Origin of the sequence: Lacrimispora sphenoides (assembly GCF_900105215.1) — a bacterium.
In the GTDB taxonomy this organism is placed as follows: Bacteria; Bacillota; Clostridia; order Lachnospirales; family Lachnospiraceae; genus Lacrimispora; species Lacrimispora sphenoides_A.
The window spans coordinates 1,773,404-1,791,467 of the sequence record NZ_FOIP01000002.1 but is presented as its reverse complement, the minus strand read 5'-3'; the positions used below and the strand labels follow the sequence as shown (position 1 = coordinate 1,791,467).

General features: G+C 43.0%; 18 protein-coding genes. 15 read left to right on the top strand and 3 right to left on the bottom strand.

All coding sequences use genetic code 11. The annotated features are described in order from the left end of the window. Positions 1–82 precede the first annotated feature (82 nt). The gene (locus BMW45_RS25025) at positions 83–841 is read left to right on the top strand and encodes a class I SAM-dependent DNA methyltransferase (protein ID WP_092250308.1); all 759 of its coding nucleotides are present in this window, start codon (positions 83–85) and stop codon (positions 839–841) included. A 1-nt stretch (position 842) separates the two neighbouring features. After that, positions 843–1,718, top strand: a complete 876-nt coding sequence (hslO, locus tag BMW45_RS25020; RefSeq protein WP_092250305.1) for an Hsp33 family molecular chaperone HslO — start codon at positions 843–845, stop codon at positions 1,716–1,718. A gap of 107 nt (positions 1,719–1,825) precedes the next feature. Here the strand turns inward: hslO and BMW45_RS25015 are convergent, their stop codons facing one another. After that, positions 1,826–2,023 carry a cold-shock protein gene (locus BMW45_RS25015; RefSeq protein WP_092250302.1) on the bottom strand — a complete coding sequence of 66 codons (198 nt, stop codon included), beginning with the start codon at positions 2,021–2,023 and terminating at the stop codon, positions 1,826–1,828. Between the two features lie 214 nt (positions 2,024–2,237). On the opposite strand from BMW45_RS25015, the gene BMW45_RS25010 reads away from it, so the two are divergent. From BMW45_RS25010 to BMW45_RS25000, 3 genes are all read left to right on the top strand, one after another. Then, positions 2,238–2,783, top strand: coding sequence for a DUF5662 family protein (locus BMW45_RS25010; RefSeq protein WP_092250300.1), 546 nt, complete (start codon positions 2,238–2,240; stop codon positions 2,781–2,783). A gap of 90 nt (positions 2,784–2,873) precedes the next feature. Then, positions 2,874–3,206 carry a DUF1801 domain-containing protein gene (locus BMW45_RS25005; protein WP_092250298.1) on the top strand — a complete coding sequence of 111 codons (333 nt, stop codon included), beginning with the start codon at positions 2,874–2,876 and terminating at the stop codon, positions 3,204–3,206. 280 nt (positions 3,207–3,486) lie between these two features. Continuing rightward, a complete protein-coding gene (locus BMW45_RS25000) occupies positions 3,487–4,797 on the top strand; it encodes a PQQ-dependent sugar dehydrogenase (protein ID WP_166433469.1) in 1,311 nt (436 codons plus the stop codon). A 134-nt stretch (positions 4,798–4,931) separates the two neighbouring features. Here the strand turns inward: BMW45_RS25000 and BMW45_RS24995 are convergent, their stop codons facing one another. Beyond that, the gene (locus BMW45_RS24995; RefSeq protein ID WP_092250295.1) at positions 4,932–6,026 is read right to left on the bottom strand and encodes a ribonuclease H-like domain-containing protein; all 1,095 of its coding nucleotides are present in this window, start codon (positions 6,024–6,026) and stop codon (positions 4,932–4,934) included. 239 nt (positions 6,027–6,265) lie between these two features. On the opposite strand from BMW45_RS24995, the gene ruvA reads away from it, so the two are divergent. The 7 genes from ruvA (at position 6,266) to BMW45_RS24960 (ending at position 13,992) form a co-directional block, all read left to right on the top strand. Continuing rightward, the gene (gene ruvA / locus BMW45_RS24990; RefSeq protein WP_092250293.1) at positions 6,266–6,877 is read left to right on the top strand and encodes a Holliday junction branch migration protein RuvA; all 612 of its coding nucleotides are present in this window, start codon (positions 6,266–6,268) and stop codon (positions 6,875–6,877) included. Positions 6,878–6,897: 20 nt separating this feature from the next. Further along, positions 6,898–7,896 carry a Holliday junction branch migration DNA helicase RuvB gene (gene ruvB / locus BMW45_RS24985; RefSeq protein ID WP_092250291.1) on the top strand — a complete coding sequence of 333 codons (999 nt, stop codon included), beginning with the start codon at positions 6,898–6,900 and terminating at the stop codon, positions 7,894–7,896. 132 nt (positions 7,897–8,028) lie between these two features. Continuing rightward, positions 8,029–8,397 (top strand): cell division protein ZapA, encoded by a 369-nt coding sequence (locus tag BMW45_RS24980; protein ID WP_025233336.1) that lies wholly within the window; start codon positions 8,029–8,031, stop codon positions 8,395–8,397. 122 nt (positions 8,398–8,519) lie between these two features. Then, the gene (locus tag BMW45_RS24975) at positions 8,520–10,655 is read left to right on the top strand and encodes a U32 family peptidase (RefSeq protein ID WP_242883323.1); all 2,136 of its coding nucleotides are present in this window, start codon (positions 8,520–8,522) and stop codon (positions 10,653–10,655) included. 7 nt (positions 10,656–10,662) lie between these two features. Next, positions 10,663–11,988, top strand: coding sequence for an FtsW/RodA/SpoVE family cell cycle protein (locus BMW45_RS24970; protein WP_092250287.1), 1,326 nt, complete (start codon positions 10,663–10,665; stop codon positions 11,986–11,988). Then, on the top strand, positions 11,978–13,405 hold the full coding sequence (locus tag BMW45_RS24965; RefSeq protein WP_330390887.1) for a peptidoglycan D,D-transpeptidase FtsI family protein: 1,428 nt from the start codon (positions 11,978–11,980) through the stop codon (positions 13,403–13,405). Before BMW45_RS24970 ends, BMW45_RS24965 begins: the two co-directional genes overlap by 11 nt. A 134-nt stretch (positions 13,406–13,539) precedes the next feature. Continuing rightward, positions 13,540–13,992: an NUDIX hydrolase gene (locus tag BMW45_RS24960; protein ID WP_002603763.1), complete on the top strand. Its 453-nt coding sequence runs from the start codon at positions 13,540–13,542 to the stop codon at positions 13,990–13,992. A 93-nt stretch (positions 13,993–14,085) separates the two neighbouring features. Here BMW45_RS24960 and BMW45_RS24955 read toward each other — a convergent pair whose 3' ends face one another. Beyond that, positions 14,086–14,907, bottom strand: coding sequence for a CZB domain-containing protein (locus tag BMW45_RS24955; RefSeq protein ID WP_092250283.1), 822 nt, complete (start codon positions 14,905–14,907; stop codon positions 14,086–14,088). A 194-nt stretch (positions 14,908–15,101) separates the two neighbouring features. Between BMW45_RS24955 and BMW45_RS24950 the strand changes: the two genes are divergently transcribed. From BMW45_RS24950 to BMW45_RS24940, 3 genes are all read left to right on the top strand, one after another. Beyond that, entirely contained in the window at positions 15,102–15,335 is a 234-nt protein-coding gene (locus BMW45_RS24950) for a hypothetical protein (protein ID WP_092250281.1), read from the top strand. A gap of 32 nt (positions 15,336–15,367) precedes the next feature. Continuing rightward, entirely contained in the window at positions 15,368–16,444 is a 1,077-nt protein-coding gene (locus BMW45_RS24945) for a 5'-3' exonuclease (RefSeq protein WP_092250279.1), read from the top strand. Positions 16,445–16,554: 110 nt separating this feature from the next. Next, positions 16,555–18,051: a carboxypeptidase M32 gene (locus BMW45_RS24940; protein ID WP_092250277.1), complete on the top strand. Its 1,497-nt coding sequence runs from the start codon at positions 16,555–16,557 to the stop codon at positions 18,049–18,051. Positions 18,052–18,064: the final 13 nt, after the last annotated feature.

Here is an 18,064-nt window from a genome sequence, read left to right as displayed (position 1 = left end):
TACCTCTTTATGAGTTACCTGCTTTGTTTTTGGATACCTTAATAATGCCCGAAAAGCATGGACAAGAGAGAGGAAACTGTGAATGGAAGCGTACACTAGCTTTGCAGAGGTCTATGACCGGTTTATGGACAATATTCCGTATAAGGACTGGTGTGAATACGTGACTGGTCTGTTGAATGAATATGGAATCAGGGATGGCTTGATTCTTGACCTGGGATGTGGTACGGGAAGCCTTACGGAGCTTCTTGCAGACCGGGGGTATGATATGATCGGAGTGGACAACTCCGAAGACATGCTGCAGATAGCCATGGAAAAGCGGGAAAAGTCAGAAAAGGACATCCTTTATCTTATGCAGGATATGAGGGAATTTGAGCTTTATGGCACGGTGCGGGCTGTTATAAGCATTTGTGACTGTATGAACTATATTCTGGAATATGAGGATTTGGCGGAAGTTTTCAGGTTGGTAAACAATTATCTGGATCCAGGAGGAATTTTTATATTTGATCTGAACACCATATATAAATATGAAACCCTTATGGGGGACTCTACCATTGCGGAGGACCGGGAGGAATGCAGCTTTATCTGGGATAATTATTATGATAAGGAATCCAGGATCAATGAATATGACCTATCCCTGTTTATCAGGCAGGAGGAAGACTTATACCGGAAATATACGGAAAATCATTATCAAAGAGCATATTCTCTGGAGGAGGTAAAGATGGCGATAAAAGAGGCCGGCATGGATTTTGTGGCAGCTTTTGATGCTTTTACCAAAGCTCCCGTAAAGGATACCAGTGAAAGAATTTATATCATAGCAAGAGAGCGCGGAAAGGAATTATAAAATGGCTGATTATATTGTCAGAGCTACGGCAGGGGATCATCAGATCCGTGCTTTTGCGGCTACTACCAGAGAACTGGTAGAACAGGCAAGACAAGCTCATAATACAAGCCCTATCGCTACGGCTGCCTTAGGCAGGCTTTTAACTGCGGGAAGCATGATGGGCATTATGATGAAGGGGGAAGATGATTTACTGACCCTAAAGATCCAGGGAAGCGGCCCTATGGAAGGTCTTACGGTGACAGCAGATTCAAAAGGAAATGTAAAAGGCTATGTTTACAACCCTGGCGTCATGCTTCCTCCCAACCAGGCAGGAAAGCTGGATGTAGGCGGTGCAGTAGGTGAGGGAGTGTTAAGTGTAATTAAAGATATCGGACTCAAGGAACCTTACGTTGGACAGACCATACTGGTGGGCGGTGAGATTGCAGAAGATCTGACTTATTACTATGCTTCTTCTGAGCAAACACCTTCATCGGTGGCATTGGGCGTCTTAATGAACAGGGACAATACCGTAAAACAGGCCGGCGGCTTTATCATCCAGCTCTTGCCGGGAGCCTCTGAGGAGATCATTGGAGGACTGGAGAAAAAGCTGGGAGAAATTACTTCAATCACAGATCTGTTAGATCAGGGAAATACACCGGAGATGATCCTTGAACATATCCTCGGAGAGTTTGGCCTGGAACTGATGGAGCAGGTTCCTACCCACTTTTATTGCAATTGTGATAAAGCCAGGGTGGAAAAAGCCCTGATCAGCATTGGAAGGAAAGAACTTCAGGAAATGATTGACGAAGGAAAGAGCATTGAGGTGAACTGCCATTTCTGTAATAAAAATTATGAATTTACAGTAGAAGATTTAGAAAGTCTTCGCGATAAGTCATAAGACAAGGACATCAAAAAGAGCCATCCACTGGATGGCTCTAATCGTAATCATGTGAAACAATATAACTTCTTCCTATATTGAAAAAAGGTACACTGATGAGTCAATGATTATAATTTGGTAACGTTTGTAGCCTGTGGTCCTTTAGCTCCGTCTACAACATCGAACTCTACCCCAGCGCCTTCATCTAAGGATTTGAAGCCGTCCATGCTAAGACCTGAGTAGTGAACAAATACATCGTTACCCTGTTCGTCGGAAATAAATCCGTAACCCTTTTGGTTGTTAAACCACTTAACTGTACCTTTCATTATGATACCTCCAAAATGAATAAAAAATTGTACTGTTACAGGATATCTGTAACCTCCCTAAGAATAGCATAAAAAGGGAGAGGTGTCAAACGTTTTCCGTCTTAAAAATCAAGAATTCTTCTTTAAAAAATAAAGGGGAAATAAGTGGCGAAATCCGAGAAATTTGTGGTAAAATGGGAAAAGATTCTTTTGCAAGGATAAAAAGGTGAATGCAATGAAATTTATGAATTTTTGGGGTCATTTATGCACGATCAATATACATAAGATCAGAGTCATGAAAAACTGTTTTCGTGTGGGTCTTGTTAAGCAGGGACTGCTTCATGATTTGTCAAAATACAGTCTGGAAGAGTTTGTTCCAGGCGTTCTTTATTACCAGGGGACAAGAAGCCCCAATGCTGCGGAAAGAGAGGACAAGGGTTTTTCTAGAGCCTGGCTCCATCATAAAGGCCGCAACAAGCATCACTACGAATACTGGATTGACTTTACCACAGATATGTCGGAGGGTCTGGTAGGCCATAAGATGCCACTAAATTATGTCATCGAAATGATGATGGACCGGATTGCAGCATCGAAAACTTATAAGGGCAGGGATTACACCGATGCATCGCCCTGGGAATATTACATGCACGCGAAAAGCTACATGGTCATTGCCCCTGAGACAAGGAATTTGTTGGAGGAGCTTCTTTTGATGTTAAAAAACCAAGGGGAGCAAAGGACATTTTCTTATATCAGACATTTATTGGAAAAAGGAGATTACTAGTTCATATAATATAGGGATTTAAGTGAATCATTCTTATCCTTGAACGAAACGTATTTATAAATACTTATGAAAATGATGGGAGTAGGGTGAATGAATGACGATGTAAAGAATTACATTGACCAATACAGGAAAGAAATAATAGAACTATTTCATATTTTACGAAATTTAATTATTAGCAGCGTCCATGAAAATGTGAAAGAAAAATTATGGGCCAAATTACCAAGTTATTATATTGAGGATAAATTTATAAGGTTAATTCCATTTAAGGATCACATAAACATTGAAGCAAAATCAATATTGCAATATAAAAAGGAATTGAAAGAGTTCCAAATAACACCTAAAGGTATGCTGCAAATATATATCGACCAGGAGATACCAGAATCTCTTTTGCAAGAGATATTTAAAGCATCTTTATTGGAATAAAAATTTTAACGATAGGTATATGGCAAAGATAAAAATGAATATGCAAAAATTACTAACGATCAGTATAAAGCTGATCGTTTGATTTTTCATACTGAAATTTAAATCCAATAGGCTTGGTTGTGAATCTTTTGGAAGGCCGGCAAAATCCGGAAATCCTACCGATGAATATCATGTACAGATCGATCACTTTATATTTATATTTATCATATATTGTAAAGAATAATATAAGCGGAGATTTAAAGTGAATTTCGCTGTAAACAAGCTCTTACAGAGGTCATGCATGCAGCAAGCTCCATATAAACAGAGGGAGCTTGATCCAGATAGAATAAGTGTACCTGTAGGTTATCAAATAGAAGTATTTGCTCAGGGATTAAATGCACCTATTGGTATGGTTTTTACAGAAAAGGGTGATATGTTAATTGCTGACTCCGGAATGGCTACAATGAATCCTAAAGTTATGCGTATTAGCAATGGAAATATAGATGTTGTAGCCGATGGCTTTAATGTCCCCATAACTGGTATCAATTATAAAAATGGATATATATATGTATCGCATAAAGGCGTTGTAACAGTTCTTAGTCCGGATGGTACAAGACAGGATATTATAAGTGGCTTGCCAAGCAATGGAGACTTTAGCAACAACCGTGTCGAATTTGGTATTGATGAGAAAATATATTTTGGACAGGGAACAATAACGAATTCCGGTGTAGTAGGACTGGATAATAGCTGGGTTCTTGAGCATCCTCATTTACATGATTATCCAGGTTCCTATATATTTCTTAACTACACTAATTTTGAAACTAAAAATGTATTGATACCAGCCATGGGGACGGCTGTTACCGGAGCTTTTTCCCCTTTTGGAGTTCCCAATATTCAACAATATCAAGTAAAAGAAGGCAGAACTTTAGCCTCTGGCAGTGTATTAAGGGCAAATATGGATGGATCTGATATAGAACAGGTTGCATGGGGGCTTCGTAATCCGTTCTGTATGAAATTTGATGCCTTGAAACGGCTGATCATATCAAACCAGGGAATGGATCCAAGAGGAAGCAGACCGATTGCCAATGCATTAGATGAATTACATTTGTTAAATATAGGTGCGTGGTATGGCTGGCCAGATTACACAGGAGGAGTTCCTGTAACATTACCCAGGTTTACGCCGATCAGAGGCAGAAAACCAGAACCATTACTTCATACCATTCCATCGGTACCGCCCACACCAATTGCAGTTTTTCCGTCTGGATCCAATATAATGGGATTTGATTTTAACGAGTCATCAGATTTTGGACTGATTGGCGATATTTACATTGCATGTTTCGGTGGAATCCAATACGAAGAGCTTGGCGATATACGTTCAGGTGTAGGACATAGGGTATTGAAAGTTAATGTTGTTAATGGAGAAATAGCGACATTTGCTATCAACAAATCAGGATTTCCGGAAGAAAGAGGGCTAAGCAGGCCCACTGATGTTGTTTTCGGACCTGATCATTCCATGTATATATCGGATATGGCGATCGCTGACTTAGATATGCAAAATATTTATTTACCAAACACAGGAGTCATTTGGAGAATAAGAAAAATAAAGTTTTAGATATAATTTAAGGGAAGTCATTTGGCTTCCCTTAAAACATCCAAATATTCAACATTGATTTAAACAAAAGCTATAAAATGCGTGCCCAGAAAGCATTCGCTAAAGTGCCGGAAACCGGGGAAAACGATTCTAAATTAACGGCACAGGGAATCCAACAGGTGACGGACGTAAATTCGAAGCTTTTCGCCATCCTCAAAGAAGTCCGGTTCATAGGAAACATAAGTGATCTTATCCTTGAATTCCATTTGCAGGCAGGGTGTCCACAAGGAGGTAAACTGGGGAAGATAACAGCCGGCCCTGCGGGTATAGCATGTCTTAGCCGTAGCTTTTATCCGGGCTTCCTTATCCACGTATTCCGCCACGCTTTTGTGAATGGCCTTGTCTTCATAAATCAGATAATAGTAATTTTTATAATCTGGATAAAAATATTTCAATTCACCCTCATAGAGGTCTATGGTTATGGTCAGGTGTTCTCCATCCGCTTCCATGGAGACCAGGGAATTGGATTTGGAAAATCCAACGGGAACGGCAAAGCCATTTTTGCAGGTGAGCCGTAAAGAGTGGAACTCCCGGCCGAAGATGTCTTCCTGGCTTAAAAACTCCTGATGTTCAAGGAGAAAGCTGTGCCCTAAAAAGTCCGGGTAATTCAATATAGGGAGGATTAATGGCATTCCTTTTAAATCATCTTCATTATGTAATATTAAAAGATCAAATAGAAATTTATCATGGGAGATAAGATAATCTTTATAAACTTCGATCAACTGCCCGCCGGAATAAAGATCCTTCCGCTCTACTTTTAAAAACTCCTCAATGGCTTTTTGTTTCATGGAAGGAAGTCCAAGAATTCCCCGGTAAGGGCGTATTTTTTTGTAAATATCCAGGCTATCTACACCGGAAAAATTATAAGACATGCCATGGGCAAGGCATCGCTTCAAAAGATAGGGAATATCGAAACCATCCCCGTTAAAATGTATGACTGTGGTAAAATTTTCTAAGAATTTAAAAAAGGTTTCCAGCAGTTCTTTTTCCGAATCCAGGGTGTCAGCGAACCACTGGACCAGGTTCCAACAGCCGTTTCTGTAATAAACACATCCGATCAGATAAAGGGTAGAATACTCCCCGGAGAAGCCTGTGGTTTCTATATCAAAGAACAGCAGATCCTCTTTCCGGCCGATCCGGTCAAAGGGATATGTCTCATGAAATGCAATGGTTTTCTGTAAGGTGATCATGTATGATTCCGCCCTTTCCTTAGTACTGTCCATGTTTTTTGAACAGGGCAAACCCCGCTTTACCGGGTGTATGGGGATACCCGCAGGGTAATTTCTCTCCCAATATTATAGCGGATTGGCGCCGGTCCGTCAACGGAAACAGAATATTTGTTCGACTATCCGCTTGCATAAGAACAGGCTGTATGCTATGATAAATAATATAGATTAGATTTCCAGCATAACAAAAGGAGACAGAGGTCGTGATTTCTTTCGTAAAAGGGCCATTGGTTGAAATATTTGAAGATATCGTTGTTATAGAGAGCGGGAACGTGGGATATGAGATACATGTTCCCATATCCGTGATTCAAAATATGCCGGGAATTGGCGTAGAGACAAAATTGTATACATATTTTCAGGTAAGAGAGGATGCCATGTGCCTCTACGGTTTCTTAAACCGTCAGGATCTGCAGATGTTTAAGCAGCTCATAAGTGTGAACGGGATTGGCCCCAAAGGAGCCTTGGGAATTCTTTCTGCCCTTGACCCGGATGATTTAAGAAGGGCCATTGTTTCAGGAGATGCCAAAGCCATATCCAAAGCGCCGGGGGTAGGAGTAAAGACTGCTCAGAGGATTATATTGGATTTAAAAGATAAGATTGACATCGCTGGAATTCTCCCTTCCGGATTTGTGGAGCAGGGGAACGGGCCTGTTTTATCCGGCGGCGGGGTGGCAGGAGAAGCCATGGAAGCACTGGCTGCTCTGGGATATTCCTCAGTTGAGGCGGGCAAGGCGGTTCGTCAGGTGGAAGTAACGGAATCCATGACGGTGGAAGATGTTCTTAAGGCCTCCTTAAAGCATCTGGCATTTATATAAAATAACGGGTAAAGGCAGAGATGGAACGTAGAATTATAACCACAGAGATAACAGAAGAAGATAAAAGAATAGAACCAAACTTAAGGCCCATGTGTCTTGCTGAGTATATTGGACAGGAAAAGATACGTACCAATTTAAAAGTATACATTGATGCCGCCAAAGCCAGGGGGGAATCCCTGGATCATGTTTTATTTTACGGGCCTCCCGGCCTGGGAAAGACGACTCTTTCAGGGATCATAGCCAATGAAATGGGAGTTAACATGAAGGTTACATCAGGACCTGCAATTGAAAAACCAGGAGAGATGGCCGCCATACTGAACAATCTCCAGGAAGGGGATGTGCTGTTTGTGGATGAGATCCACCGCTTAAACCGCCAGGTAGAAGAGGTTTTGTATCCAGCCATGGAAGATTTTGCCATAGATATCATGCTGGGAAAGGATTCTTCTGCCAGATCCATAAGACTGGATCTTCCTAAATTCACATTGGTGGGAGCGACTACCAGAGCGGGGCTTTTAACCGCTCCGTTAAGAGACAGATTCGGTGTGGTGCAGAAGCTGGAATTTTATACGCCCCAGGAGCTAAAGATTATTGTTTGCCGTTCTGCCAGAGTCTTACAGGTGGAAATCGAGGAAGAAGGGGCAGCAGAGATTGCCAAGCGGTCCAGAGGAACCCCCAGGCTGGCCAACCGCCTGTTAAAGAGAGTCCGGGATTTCGCCCAGGTAAAATACAACGGTATTATTACAAAAGAAGTGGCGGATTTTGCCCTGGACATTCTGGATGTGGATAAGTTTGGCCTGGATTATAATGACCGGGCGATCCTGACCACAATGATTGAAAAATTTGCCGGAGGTCCGGTAGGACTGGATACCCTGGCTGCTTCTCTGGGAGAGGATGCCGGGACGCTGGAAGATGTTTATGAACCATATCTTCTGATGAACGGTTTTATAAACCGCACCTCCAGAGGGCGTGTTGCCACGGAACGGGCATATAAACATCTTGGAATCTCCCTGGGTTCATAATCTGCATGAATTTTAGAACTTTCCTATTAGTTAGCCGTACTTTTTGGACATAAAGGTATGCAGGCAGGGCTTTTCTATCTGCACAAAATATGTTATAGTAAAAAGGAGCAAATGAAACAGGGAGAGAACAGCATGGATTCCAAACGCAGTACAGAAGTTTTAATAGATGGCAAGATTTATGCTTTGGGCGGAAGTGAGGAAGAAAGTTATATCCACCGCCTGGCAAGCTATATCAATGAGATGATTATAACGCTGAAGCATCAGGAAGGGTTTACGAAGCAAAGCGCAGAATATCAAAATATCATGATTCAGTTAAATATGGCGGATGATTACTTCAAGGCCAGAGAACAGACCGCCAGACTGGAGCAGCAGAAAGCGGAGATGGAAAAGGAGATTTATAGCTTAAAGCATGAGCTTGTGGCCACTCAGATGAAGCTTGAGTCGGCAAAGCTGGAACTGGTGGAAACCAGGAAATCTGCGGATTCCGGTAAGAAAGAGTAAGTCAGGAGGGGATGTTGGGCGGCAGGGCCGTGACATCCTCTCTTTCATCAATAAAGGGCAAACAGGAGGAACTTGTGAAGAAAGCAGTTGAAATTCTTGCTCCGGCAGGATCATTTGAAAGTATGAAGGCAGCGGTGGCGGCAGGCGCCGATGCGGTCTATATGGGCGGCAGCCGGTTTGGGGCAAGGGCTTTTGCGGAAAATCCCGAAGAGGATAAGCTGCTGGAAGCCATTGATTACGTCCATCTTCATGGGCGAAAACTGTACATGACCGTTAATACGCTGATGAAGGAGCAGGAGATAGGGGAGCTTTACGATTATCTTGTTCCATATTACAGGCAGGGCCTGGATGCAGTCATCGTACAGGATATGGGAACCTTCCGGTTTATCCGGGAGAATTTTCCGGAACTTCCCATTCATGCAAGTACTCAGATGACCATTACCGGCGCTTATGGAGCGAGGATTTTAAAAGACTTAGGAGCTGACCGGGTGGTTACTGCCAGGGAATTATCCTTGAAGGAAATTGCAAAGATCCGTGATCAGGTGGATGTGGAGATCGAGAGTTTTGTACACGGCGCATTGTGCTACTGCTATTCCGGTCAATGCTTATTCAGCAGCCTCATAGGAGGGCGAAGTGGAAACAGGGGAAGATGTGCCCAAACCTGCCGCCTGCCCTACGAGGTGAAGCGGGAAGGACAGGTTCTTGGAGGAAGAGATGACCGTTATTGCCTCAGCCTCAAGGATTTGAGCACTTTGGATATCATACCGGACATGATAGAAGCCGGAGTTTATTCCATGAAAATCGAAGGAAGAATGAAGAGTCCAAGGTATACGGCTGGAGTAGTGAGCATTTACCGAAAGTACGCGGACCTTTATCTTGCTAAAGGAAGAGAGGGCTACCGGGTCGAAGAGCAGGATAAAAAAATACTTCTGGATCTATTTGACCGGGGAGGTCAGACCGACGGATACAATAAGCGCCAAAATGGGCGGGATATGGTGGTCTGGAAAGAAAAGCCTGCTTTTCGGGAAGGCAATCAGGAGTTGTTTGATTTCCTTGATAAAAACTTTGTAGAAAAACAGGTAAGAGAGCCGGTGATTGGAACCGCGCTTCTGGAAGAAGGTCAAATGGTCTCTTTGCAGTTAAGTGCCTGCGGCCATAATGCCGCTGTCGCAGGCGAGATCGTGCAGACCGCCCAAAATCAGCCTGTAACAGAGGAAAAGGTAAGGAAACAGTTTGATAAAACCGGAAATACACCTTTTTATTTTGAAAATCTTGATATAAAGATAAATGGGAATATATTTTTACCAGTTCAGGCTCTTAATGATCTGCGCAGGCGTGGATTGGAAGCCTTGGAATATGAGATTCTTAAAGATTACAAGGAGAACAGGCAGGCAGAACCGGTGAAAGCGGTAGATGAGGCTGTTTATAGCCGAAAAGTTGCCTCAGAAGGCCCTAAACTAACGGTTTCTCTGGAGCGGCCGGATTGCCTGGAAGAAGCGGTGATCAGCCCTGATGTAAAAAGAATTTATATTGATGCTGCAGAATTTAAGCCGGAACAATGGAAAGCGTCTGTGGAGGCATGCCACAAGGCCGGTAAGGAGTGTATGCTTACCATGCCTCATATTTTCAGGATCAGGGCAGAACAGTTCTTTGATAAACATTTAACGGAGTTGAAAGCCGCTGCATTTGACGGATTTCTGATCCGTTCTCTGGAGGAAACAGGTTATTTAAAAGAGAAGGAAGTCAAGGGAACCCTGGTATTTGATTATGGAATGTATGGGATGAACAATTATGCTCAGGAGATGCTAAAAGAACTGGGAGCGGACGAGCTTACCTGGCCGGTAGAATTAAACAGCCGGGATTTGGGAAAACTAAAAGTTCCTGGGGAGCTTTTGGTATATGGCCGGCTGCCAATGATGGTGACCGCCCAGTGCCTGCATCAGGGAATGGAACAATGTGATAAAACACCGGTTGTTTTGACATTAAAGGACCGGATGGGGAAAGCATTTCCTGTAAAAAACCATTGTACTTTCTGCTATAATTCTATTTATAATTCAGCGGCCGTCTCCCTTCTTGGCTTAGAAGAGGCGGTAAAGGGATTATCTCCCTCATGGTTACGGCTTCAGTTCACCACAGAGAACAAAGCACAGACAAAAGCGGTGATACAAAGCTTTTCTGACGGATTCCTTAACGGAAGAGAAGCAAAGTTGCCGTTTGAAGAATTCACAAGGGGTCATTTCAAACGCGGTGTAGAGTAGGTGACATATGATTAATTTGATTATTGACATCTCCAGATATCTGATGATACTGTTGATTGCATTATACACATATTTGAATTTTCGTTTTTTTTCCTTTTCGGATGAAATCAGGAAAAGGAAGATTTGCAGACGCCAGAATTTTGCTATGTTTCTCATTCATCTGCTTGGCTATTTGGTCATCTGGCTGGAGACAGAGGATGAAAAGATGCTGGTTTTTTACGTGGCCCAGGTAATTTTCTTTTTCAGTTACCTTTTCCTGTACCGGCTGATTTATCGCAATGTATCCAGGCTGCTGGTCAATAATATGTGCATGCTCCTTACCATAGGCTTTATTATGCTGACCAGGCTTTCTTTCGACCGGGCCATGAAGCAGTTTGTCATCGTTGCTGCCGCGGCTCTGGTGACATTTGCCATCCCCTTTGTCATTGACAGAGTATGGCAGCTAAGTAAGATTCCATGGATCTATGGAATAGGAGGAATTCTTCTCCTGGGAATTGTATGCCTTGCCGGAACCAGCAGTTACGGTGCCCAGCTTTCCCTGGAGTTCGGAGGTTATTCCTTCCAGCCCACGGAATTTGTAAAGATCATTTATGTCTTTTTTATAGCCACGATGTTTTACCGGTCCACCAGCATGAAGACGGTTCTTATTGTCACCTCGGTGGCGGCCCTACATGTGCTCATTCTGGTGGCGTCCAAAGATCTTGGAAGCGCCCTCATTTTCTTTGTAACTTATGTTTTCATGCTCTTTGTAGCAACGGGAAAATGGTGGTATCTTCTGGCCGGAGCAGGAGGAGGAACTTTGGCTTCTATGCTGGCCTATCAGCTGTTTGGGCATGTAAGGACCAGAGTATCGGCATGGTTAAACCCCTGGTCGGATATTGCAGGAAAGGGGTACCAGATTACCCAGTCTTTGTTTGCCATTGGCACCGGGGGCTGGTTTGGTATGGGTCTGTACCGTGGGATGCCAAGAAGGATCCCGGTGGTAGAAAAGGATTTTATATTTTCAGCGATTTCGGAGGAGCTGGGGGGCATCTTTGCCCTGTGCGTCCTTCTCATCTGTCTGGGATGCTTTTTGCAGTTCATGATGATTGCCAGCCGGATGCAGGCGGTATTCTATAAGCTGATTGCATTTGGCCTTGGAACAATTTATATCATTCAGGTATTTTTAACTGTGGGAGGAGTAACGAAATTTATCCCTTCCACAGGAGTAACGCTTCCTTTGGTCAGTTATGGAGGAAGTTCCATCCTAAGCACCTTTATCATCTTTGGAATCATCCAGGGACTTTATATACTCAAACGCAATGAAGAGGAAGAAGAAAAATATGAAGGCTAACCCGAATCCAAAAGCAAATCACCATATCCTGATACTTACCTATGGGGTCGTACTACTTTTTGTAGGGCTTGCGGCTTATTTTGGTTACTTTTTGCTTGTGAAAAGCGACAGTGTGATCAATAATTCTTATAATGCCAGACTTGACAGCTTTGCCGACCGGGTGGTACGTGGAGAAATCTACAGCAATGACGGCAGAATCCTTGCCAGGACTGAGGTGGACGGAGAGGGAAAGGAAACTAGAGTTTATCCCTATGATTCACTGTTTGCCCATGCGGTGGGATATTCCACCAATGGAAAGACCGGTCTGGAAGCCCTGGCTAATTTCTATCTCCTGACAAGCCATGTAAATCTTGTAGAGCAGGTGGCAAATGAGCTGTCCGGCAAGAAGAATCAGGGGGACAGTGTTGTCTCTACTCTTGACGTGGATCTTCAGAAGACGGCTTATGATGCCTTAGGTAAGCGAAAAGGGGCGGTGGTAGTGATGGAGCCGGATACCGGCAAGATCCTTGCCATGGTATCCAAGCCCGATTATAACCCCAATACCCTGGCTGAAGACTGGAGTCATCTGGTGGCGGAGGAGAACACTTCAGCACAGTTATTAAACCGTGCGACTCAGGGACTTTACCCTCCGGGGTCCACCTTTAAGATAATTACGGCATTGGAATATATAAAGGAAAATCCGTCCAATTATAATGATTATACCTTTGACTGCAAAGGGATTTATAAAAATGGGGATTATACCATACGGTGTTACCATGAGACGGTCCATGGACACCAAAATCTGGAACAGGCATTTGCAAATTCCTGCAACGGAGCATTTTCAAATCTTGGTTTGCAGCTGGACTTAAATGGGTTAAAGAATACTGCGGACCAGCTTCTCTTTAATACGGATCTGGCCTTACCCATTGCAAGCAGCAAAAGCTCTTATACCATGGGAGGCGGCGCTGATACGTGGCAGATCCTTCAGACTGCGATTGGCCAGGGCCAGACTCAGATCACACCCATTCATAATGCCATGATTGTTGCGGCTATTGCCAACGGCGGAACTCTTATGAAGCCTTATTTTATTGACCGGGTGGAGAACGTAGGGGGAGATGTCATTAAGAAATTTATGCCTCAGTCCTATACGAGTCTAATGACTGCCGTGGAAGCTTCTGAATTAACCGAGTTTATGCGGGATGTTGTAACAGAAGGAACAGGCTCCGCTCTTAGGACCGATGCCTATACGGTAGCCGGAAAGACCGGATCTGCGGAATTTGAAAAAGGTAAGGAAACCCATGCTTGGTTTGTGGGATTTGCTCCGGCAGAGCATCCAAGAGTTGTTATAACTGTAATTGCAGAAGAGGCCGGCTCAGGCGGGCAGGCAGCGGCTCCGATTGCCAGAGCTCTTTTTGATGTATATTTTTCCAAACAATAAAAAGAATGATACATGTTTACAATAATTACGCACTTGCATATGAAACCAAAAAGAGGTATACTAGAGCCAGTCTGTGTGACACACCAAAACCGGGCTTCCCATGGGAGTTACGGTTTCACTCTGGAGGAATTGCAATGATAGAAGCAACGAGTTGTGGCGGTGTGGTTATTTTTCGAGGTAAAATTCTGGTTTTATATAAGAATTACAAAAATAAGTATGAAGGTTGGGTTTTGCCAAAGGGAACAGTAGAAGCGGGTGAAGAGTATAAGGAGACGGCTCTCCGGGAAGTAAAGGAAGAGACAGGCGTAAGTGCGTCCATAATCAAATACATTGGAAAGAGCCAGTACTCTTTTAACACACCTCAGGATATGGTGGAGAAGGATGTGCACTGGTATCTAATGATGGCCGACAGCTATTACAGTAAACCACAGCGGGAAGAATATTTTATTGATTCAGGATATTACAAGTTCCATGAAGCGTATCATCTTCTAAAGTTTTCCAACGAAAAACAAATATTGGAAAAGGCCTACAATGAATATCTGGATTTAAAGAAGAGTAATTTGTGGGGCAATAAGAAGTACTTCTGAACGGTCAGTCCAGGGAAGTACCTGGGCTTTCACTGGGAGAGCCGGAAAAGTTTAACAGCAACTTTTCCGGCTCTTTTCATATTGAATCATCTTTTAATAAGCAGCTTCCAGTTCTTTTAATTTGGCTGATAAGGACTTTGTGTTCAGCTCGAAGATAAGACCTTCGCTTTTAGGACTTTCCATTACCTGATTGATATAGGAACAATGGCTTACCATGAGATCCTGATCCCTGCCTGCAATCGTATCAAGCTCTTCAACGGAAACGATCTCGTCAACCACGATTCCCCATCTGATGCCATCCAGTATAAGAACCATCTCTTTGTAAATCGTTGAACGGAATAATTCCTTTGTCTGGTCCAAAAGGTTGATTATGGTCGGCATGGATTCTTCCTTTACCCGTTTTAAAATTTTAAGGAGGCATTCCTCTCTCTGGCAGTTTTCGCAGTCCTTTTTGCAGCGGTCTGCTTCATCGGCAGCCAGATGAAGCTTTTCATGAGGCTCCTCTATTTTGCGCAGATGATTGGTGATGGTAAGGTTGTCAGTTTTAAAACTGTCATACCACTTTCCCAAAGCGCACTGATGGGGATCTGTTGCCAGGTGGAAGGAGCCGCCTTCATTAATAAAACGCTCCAGTTCCTTTACCCAATTAACGTGGTCCTGTTTTCTGGCATCAATCATATCTTCAAAATCCCTGCACTCATCGGAAATGGATTTTAGTCCAAAAGTAATCCGTAAGTCAAGCATTTGTATGACTTCGTTCCGGTATTTGAACATTCCGGTCACATTGGCCGGAGCGGCCGGTATTGTGCTGTAGTCTGGCAGCTGTACAATGGTTGATATGTATTTACTGTTGATGCAATAGAGGGAACCGGCAATTTTAAATAAAATATACGGACATCTGATCTCTTTTTCCATTTTCTGATAGTACCTTCCCTTTTTTTTATTCTTGATATCTGTATTATATAGCCTATTGCTACATAGTTCAACGTCTTTTGAGGAAAATTATATTTTAAAACTTAATGATTGGACTATGAATAAATGGAAATTCAGAGTATAATGGAAGGGAATATCTGATCGGGATAGCACATATTTATCAGGGAGGAAGGATCATGGTAAAAGTAAGCTCTTTAAGCCGCAGCATCAATGCGTTTTATGTGGAATGGAGTGCTCTCAATCACTACTTGTCATCCTATGAATGCGAGCGGAATGGAGTACCATACATCAGTTTTGGGGACCCTCGCGTCCAAAAACTGTGGAAGGGATTATCTGCTCAGGAGCGAAAAGAAGTCATGAAACGCCTGGGCGCGAAAAATGAAATAGAACTGCAGAATTATTTTACCTGATTTTGCTAAGATTTGAAGAAATGGAGAAATACATGTCTGAAAGAAAATTTGTAGTCGTTGACGGTTCCTCTATGCTGTCGACCTGTTATTACGCGGTTTTACCAAGGGAGATCATGTTTGCAAAGTCAGAGGAGGAGAAACAGAAGCATTATGATAGGATCCTTCATGCAAAGGATGGCACTTATACCAACGCTATTTTCGGTATGCTTAAGATGGTGGTATCTCTGATGAAAAAGCAGCAGCCGGATCACATAGCCTTTGTATTTGACAAAACCAGGGATACATTTCGAAGAGAGCTGTACCCCGATTATAAAGGAACCCGGGGAGTGACTCCGGAGCCGTTAAAGAGCCAGTTTGTCCTGATGGAAGAGATCTTAAAAGACGTGGGCTTTCAGGTGCTTTTAAGTGAACAGTATGAAGCGGATGATTATGCCGGAAGCCTGGTTATGAAATTCCGGGAGGAGATTTCCATGATCCTTCTGACTAAGGACCACGATTATCTCCAGCTGGTAAACGATGAATACAATGTCCGTGCGTGGATGGTTCAGTCACGGCAGGAGAAAGCGGATGAGCTGTACAAAAAATATTATTCTTTTTACGGTGTAAAAAAAGATGAAGTCAACCTTCCTGAAAAGGTTTTTGAATATACCTCTAACACGGTGCTTATTGAAGAGGGTGTCCGGCCGGAGCAGATTGCAGATTTAAAGGGAATCCAGGGAGATCCTTCTGATAATATCCCGGGAGTAAAGGGAGTCAGCAGTGCGGCGCCTCCGCTTCTTCGGGAATATGGCACAGTGGAAGAGATATACCGTTCCATTCACGAGGCTGAGTCTGATAAAAAGAGCCTGAAAGCACTCCAGGATTTCTGGAAAAATGAATTGGGAATCACCCGTTCTCCTTATAAATCGATGACAAAGACCAGCGAAGAAGAATTGTGCGGGGAAAAGGCGGCCCTGCTTTCTAAAACCCTGGCGACCATGAAAATGGATATTCCTATTGATATGGAGCTTGAGGATTTTTCTGCAAAAGCCTATCAGGAGGAAAAAGTCAAAAAATGGCTTAAATCCCTTGATATAAAAGAAGCTTCCATTTTTGGCACCGGAAAATGATGCTTTAAAAAGTATTTTTTCATCCTGCCTGGGGACACTCATACAGAGCGTCCCTGATTTTGAGTCAAATACTAGGTATATTACTTATAGAAATAAAGGAGAAACAGATTATGAGCAAATCTTATGAGATTTTGTCCTCTTTGCTTGAAAAGACTATGGCACTTCAAACTTCCCTCGTTCTTTTTGAATGGGATAATGAAACTCTTGCACCGGAAGGTGCCGGTTCCTACACTTCAAGGGTAATCGGTGCGCTCTCTGAGGAATATTACAGGGTTATAACAGGGGATGAGATGGAAAAAGCCATTGCCGACTGCGAGGAAGATAAGAGCCTGTCTGATGTGGAACGGGCCATTGTCAAGGGAGCAAAGGAAGCCAGAGAAGAATTGGTGTGTATTCCGTCAAATGAGTACCGGGAAAATGCCCAGCTCATAGCTGAGGCAGCCAGAATCTGGTCAAAGGCAAAAAAAGAGGAAGATTTTGATTCCTTTGCACCGACACTTGAAAAAGTAATCGGATTTAAAAAGAAGTTTGCTTCTTACCGGAAGAAGGCAGGCCAGAAGCTTTATGATGTTATATTGGATGAGTTTGAAAAAGGATTTAATATGGAGCTTTTGGATGAGTTTTTCAGCCGTCTGAAAGAAGAAATTGTTCCCCTTTTAAAAGAAATAAAGGAGAATGGAAAGAACATTGATGATTCCTTTTTATCAGGCGGTTATCCTGAGGAAAAGCAAAGAGAGATGGCACACTATCTCGCGGAATATGTTGGTTTTGACTTTACAAAGGGTGTGCTTTCAGAAAGTGCCCACCCATTTACGACAAATCTCCATAATCACGATGTGAGAATTACGACCAGTTATCGTGAGAAGATGGATAACGCTATGTTCTCTGTGATCCATGAAGCCGGTCACGGAATTTATGAACTGGGAATCAGTGATGAGATCACCCAGACACCGGTAGGGCAGGGGACCTCCATGGGAATGCATGAATCCCAGTCCCGGTTTTTTGAGAATATCATCGGCCGCAGCCAGGCTTTCTGGACCCCTCTTTATGGAAAGCTTCAGGAACTTTATTCTGAAGAATTAAAGGGAATCTCCATTGAGCAGTTTATGGATGCAGTCAATAAGGTGCAGCCAAGCTTTATCCGGACAGAGGCCGACGAACTTACCTATAATCTTCATATTATGATTCGCTATGAAATTGAGAAAATGATTATGGAAGAAGATGTGGACTTAAAGAAGCTTCCGGAAATCTGGGCAGATAAATATGAAGAATATCTTGGAGTACGACCGGAAAATCCATCAGAGGGAATCCTGCAGGACATCCACTGGTCTCAGGGGTTAATCGGTTATTTCCCGTCTTATGCCCTGGGAAATGCTTTTGGAGCGCAGTTATATTACCATATGAGAAAAGAAATGGATTTTGACGAGCTTCTTGTAAGTGGAAAGCTTGATGTTATAAGAGATTATTTAAGAGAACATATCCACAAGTTTGGTAAGTTGAAAACCAGCCGTGAGATATTAAAAGATACTACTGGAGAGGATTTTACCCCGGAATATTTCATTCAGTACCTGAAAGAAAAGTATTACAGCCTGTATGAGCTTTCATAAAGCCCTGGCTGGG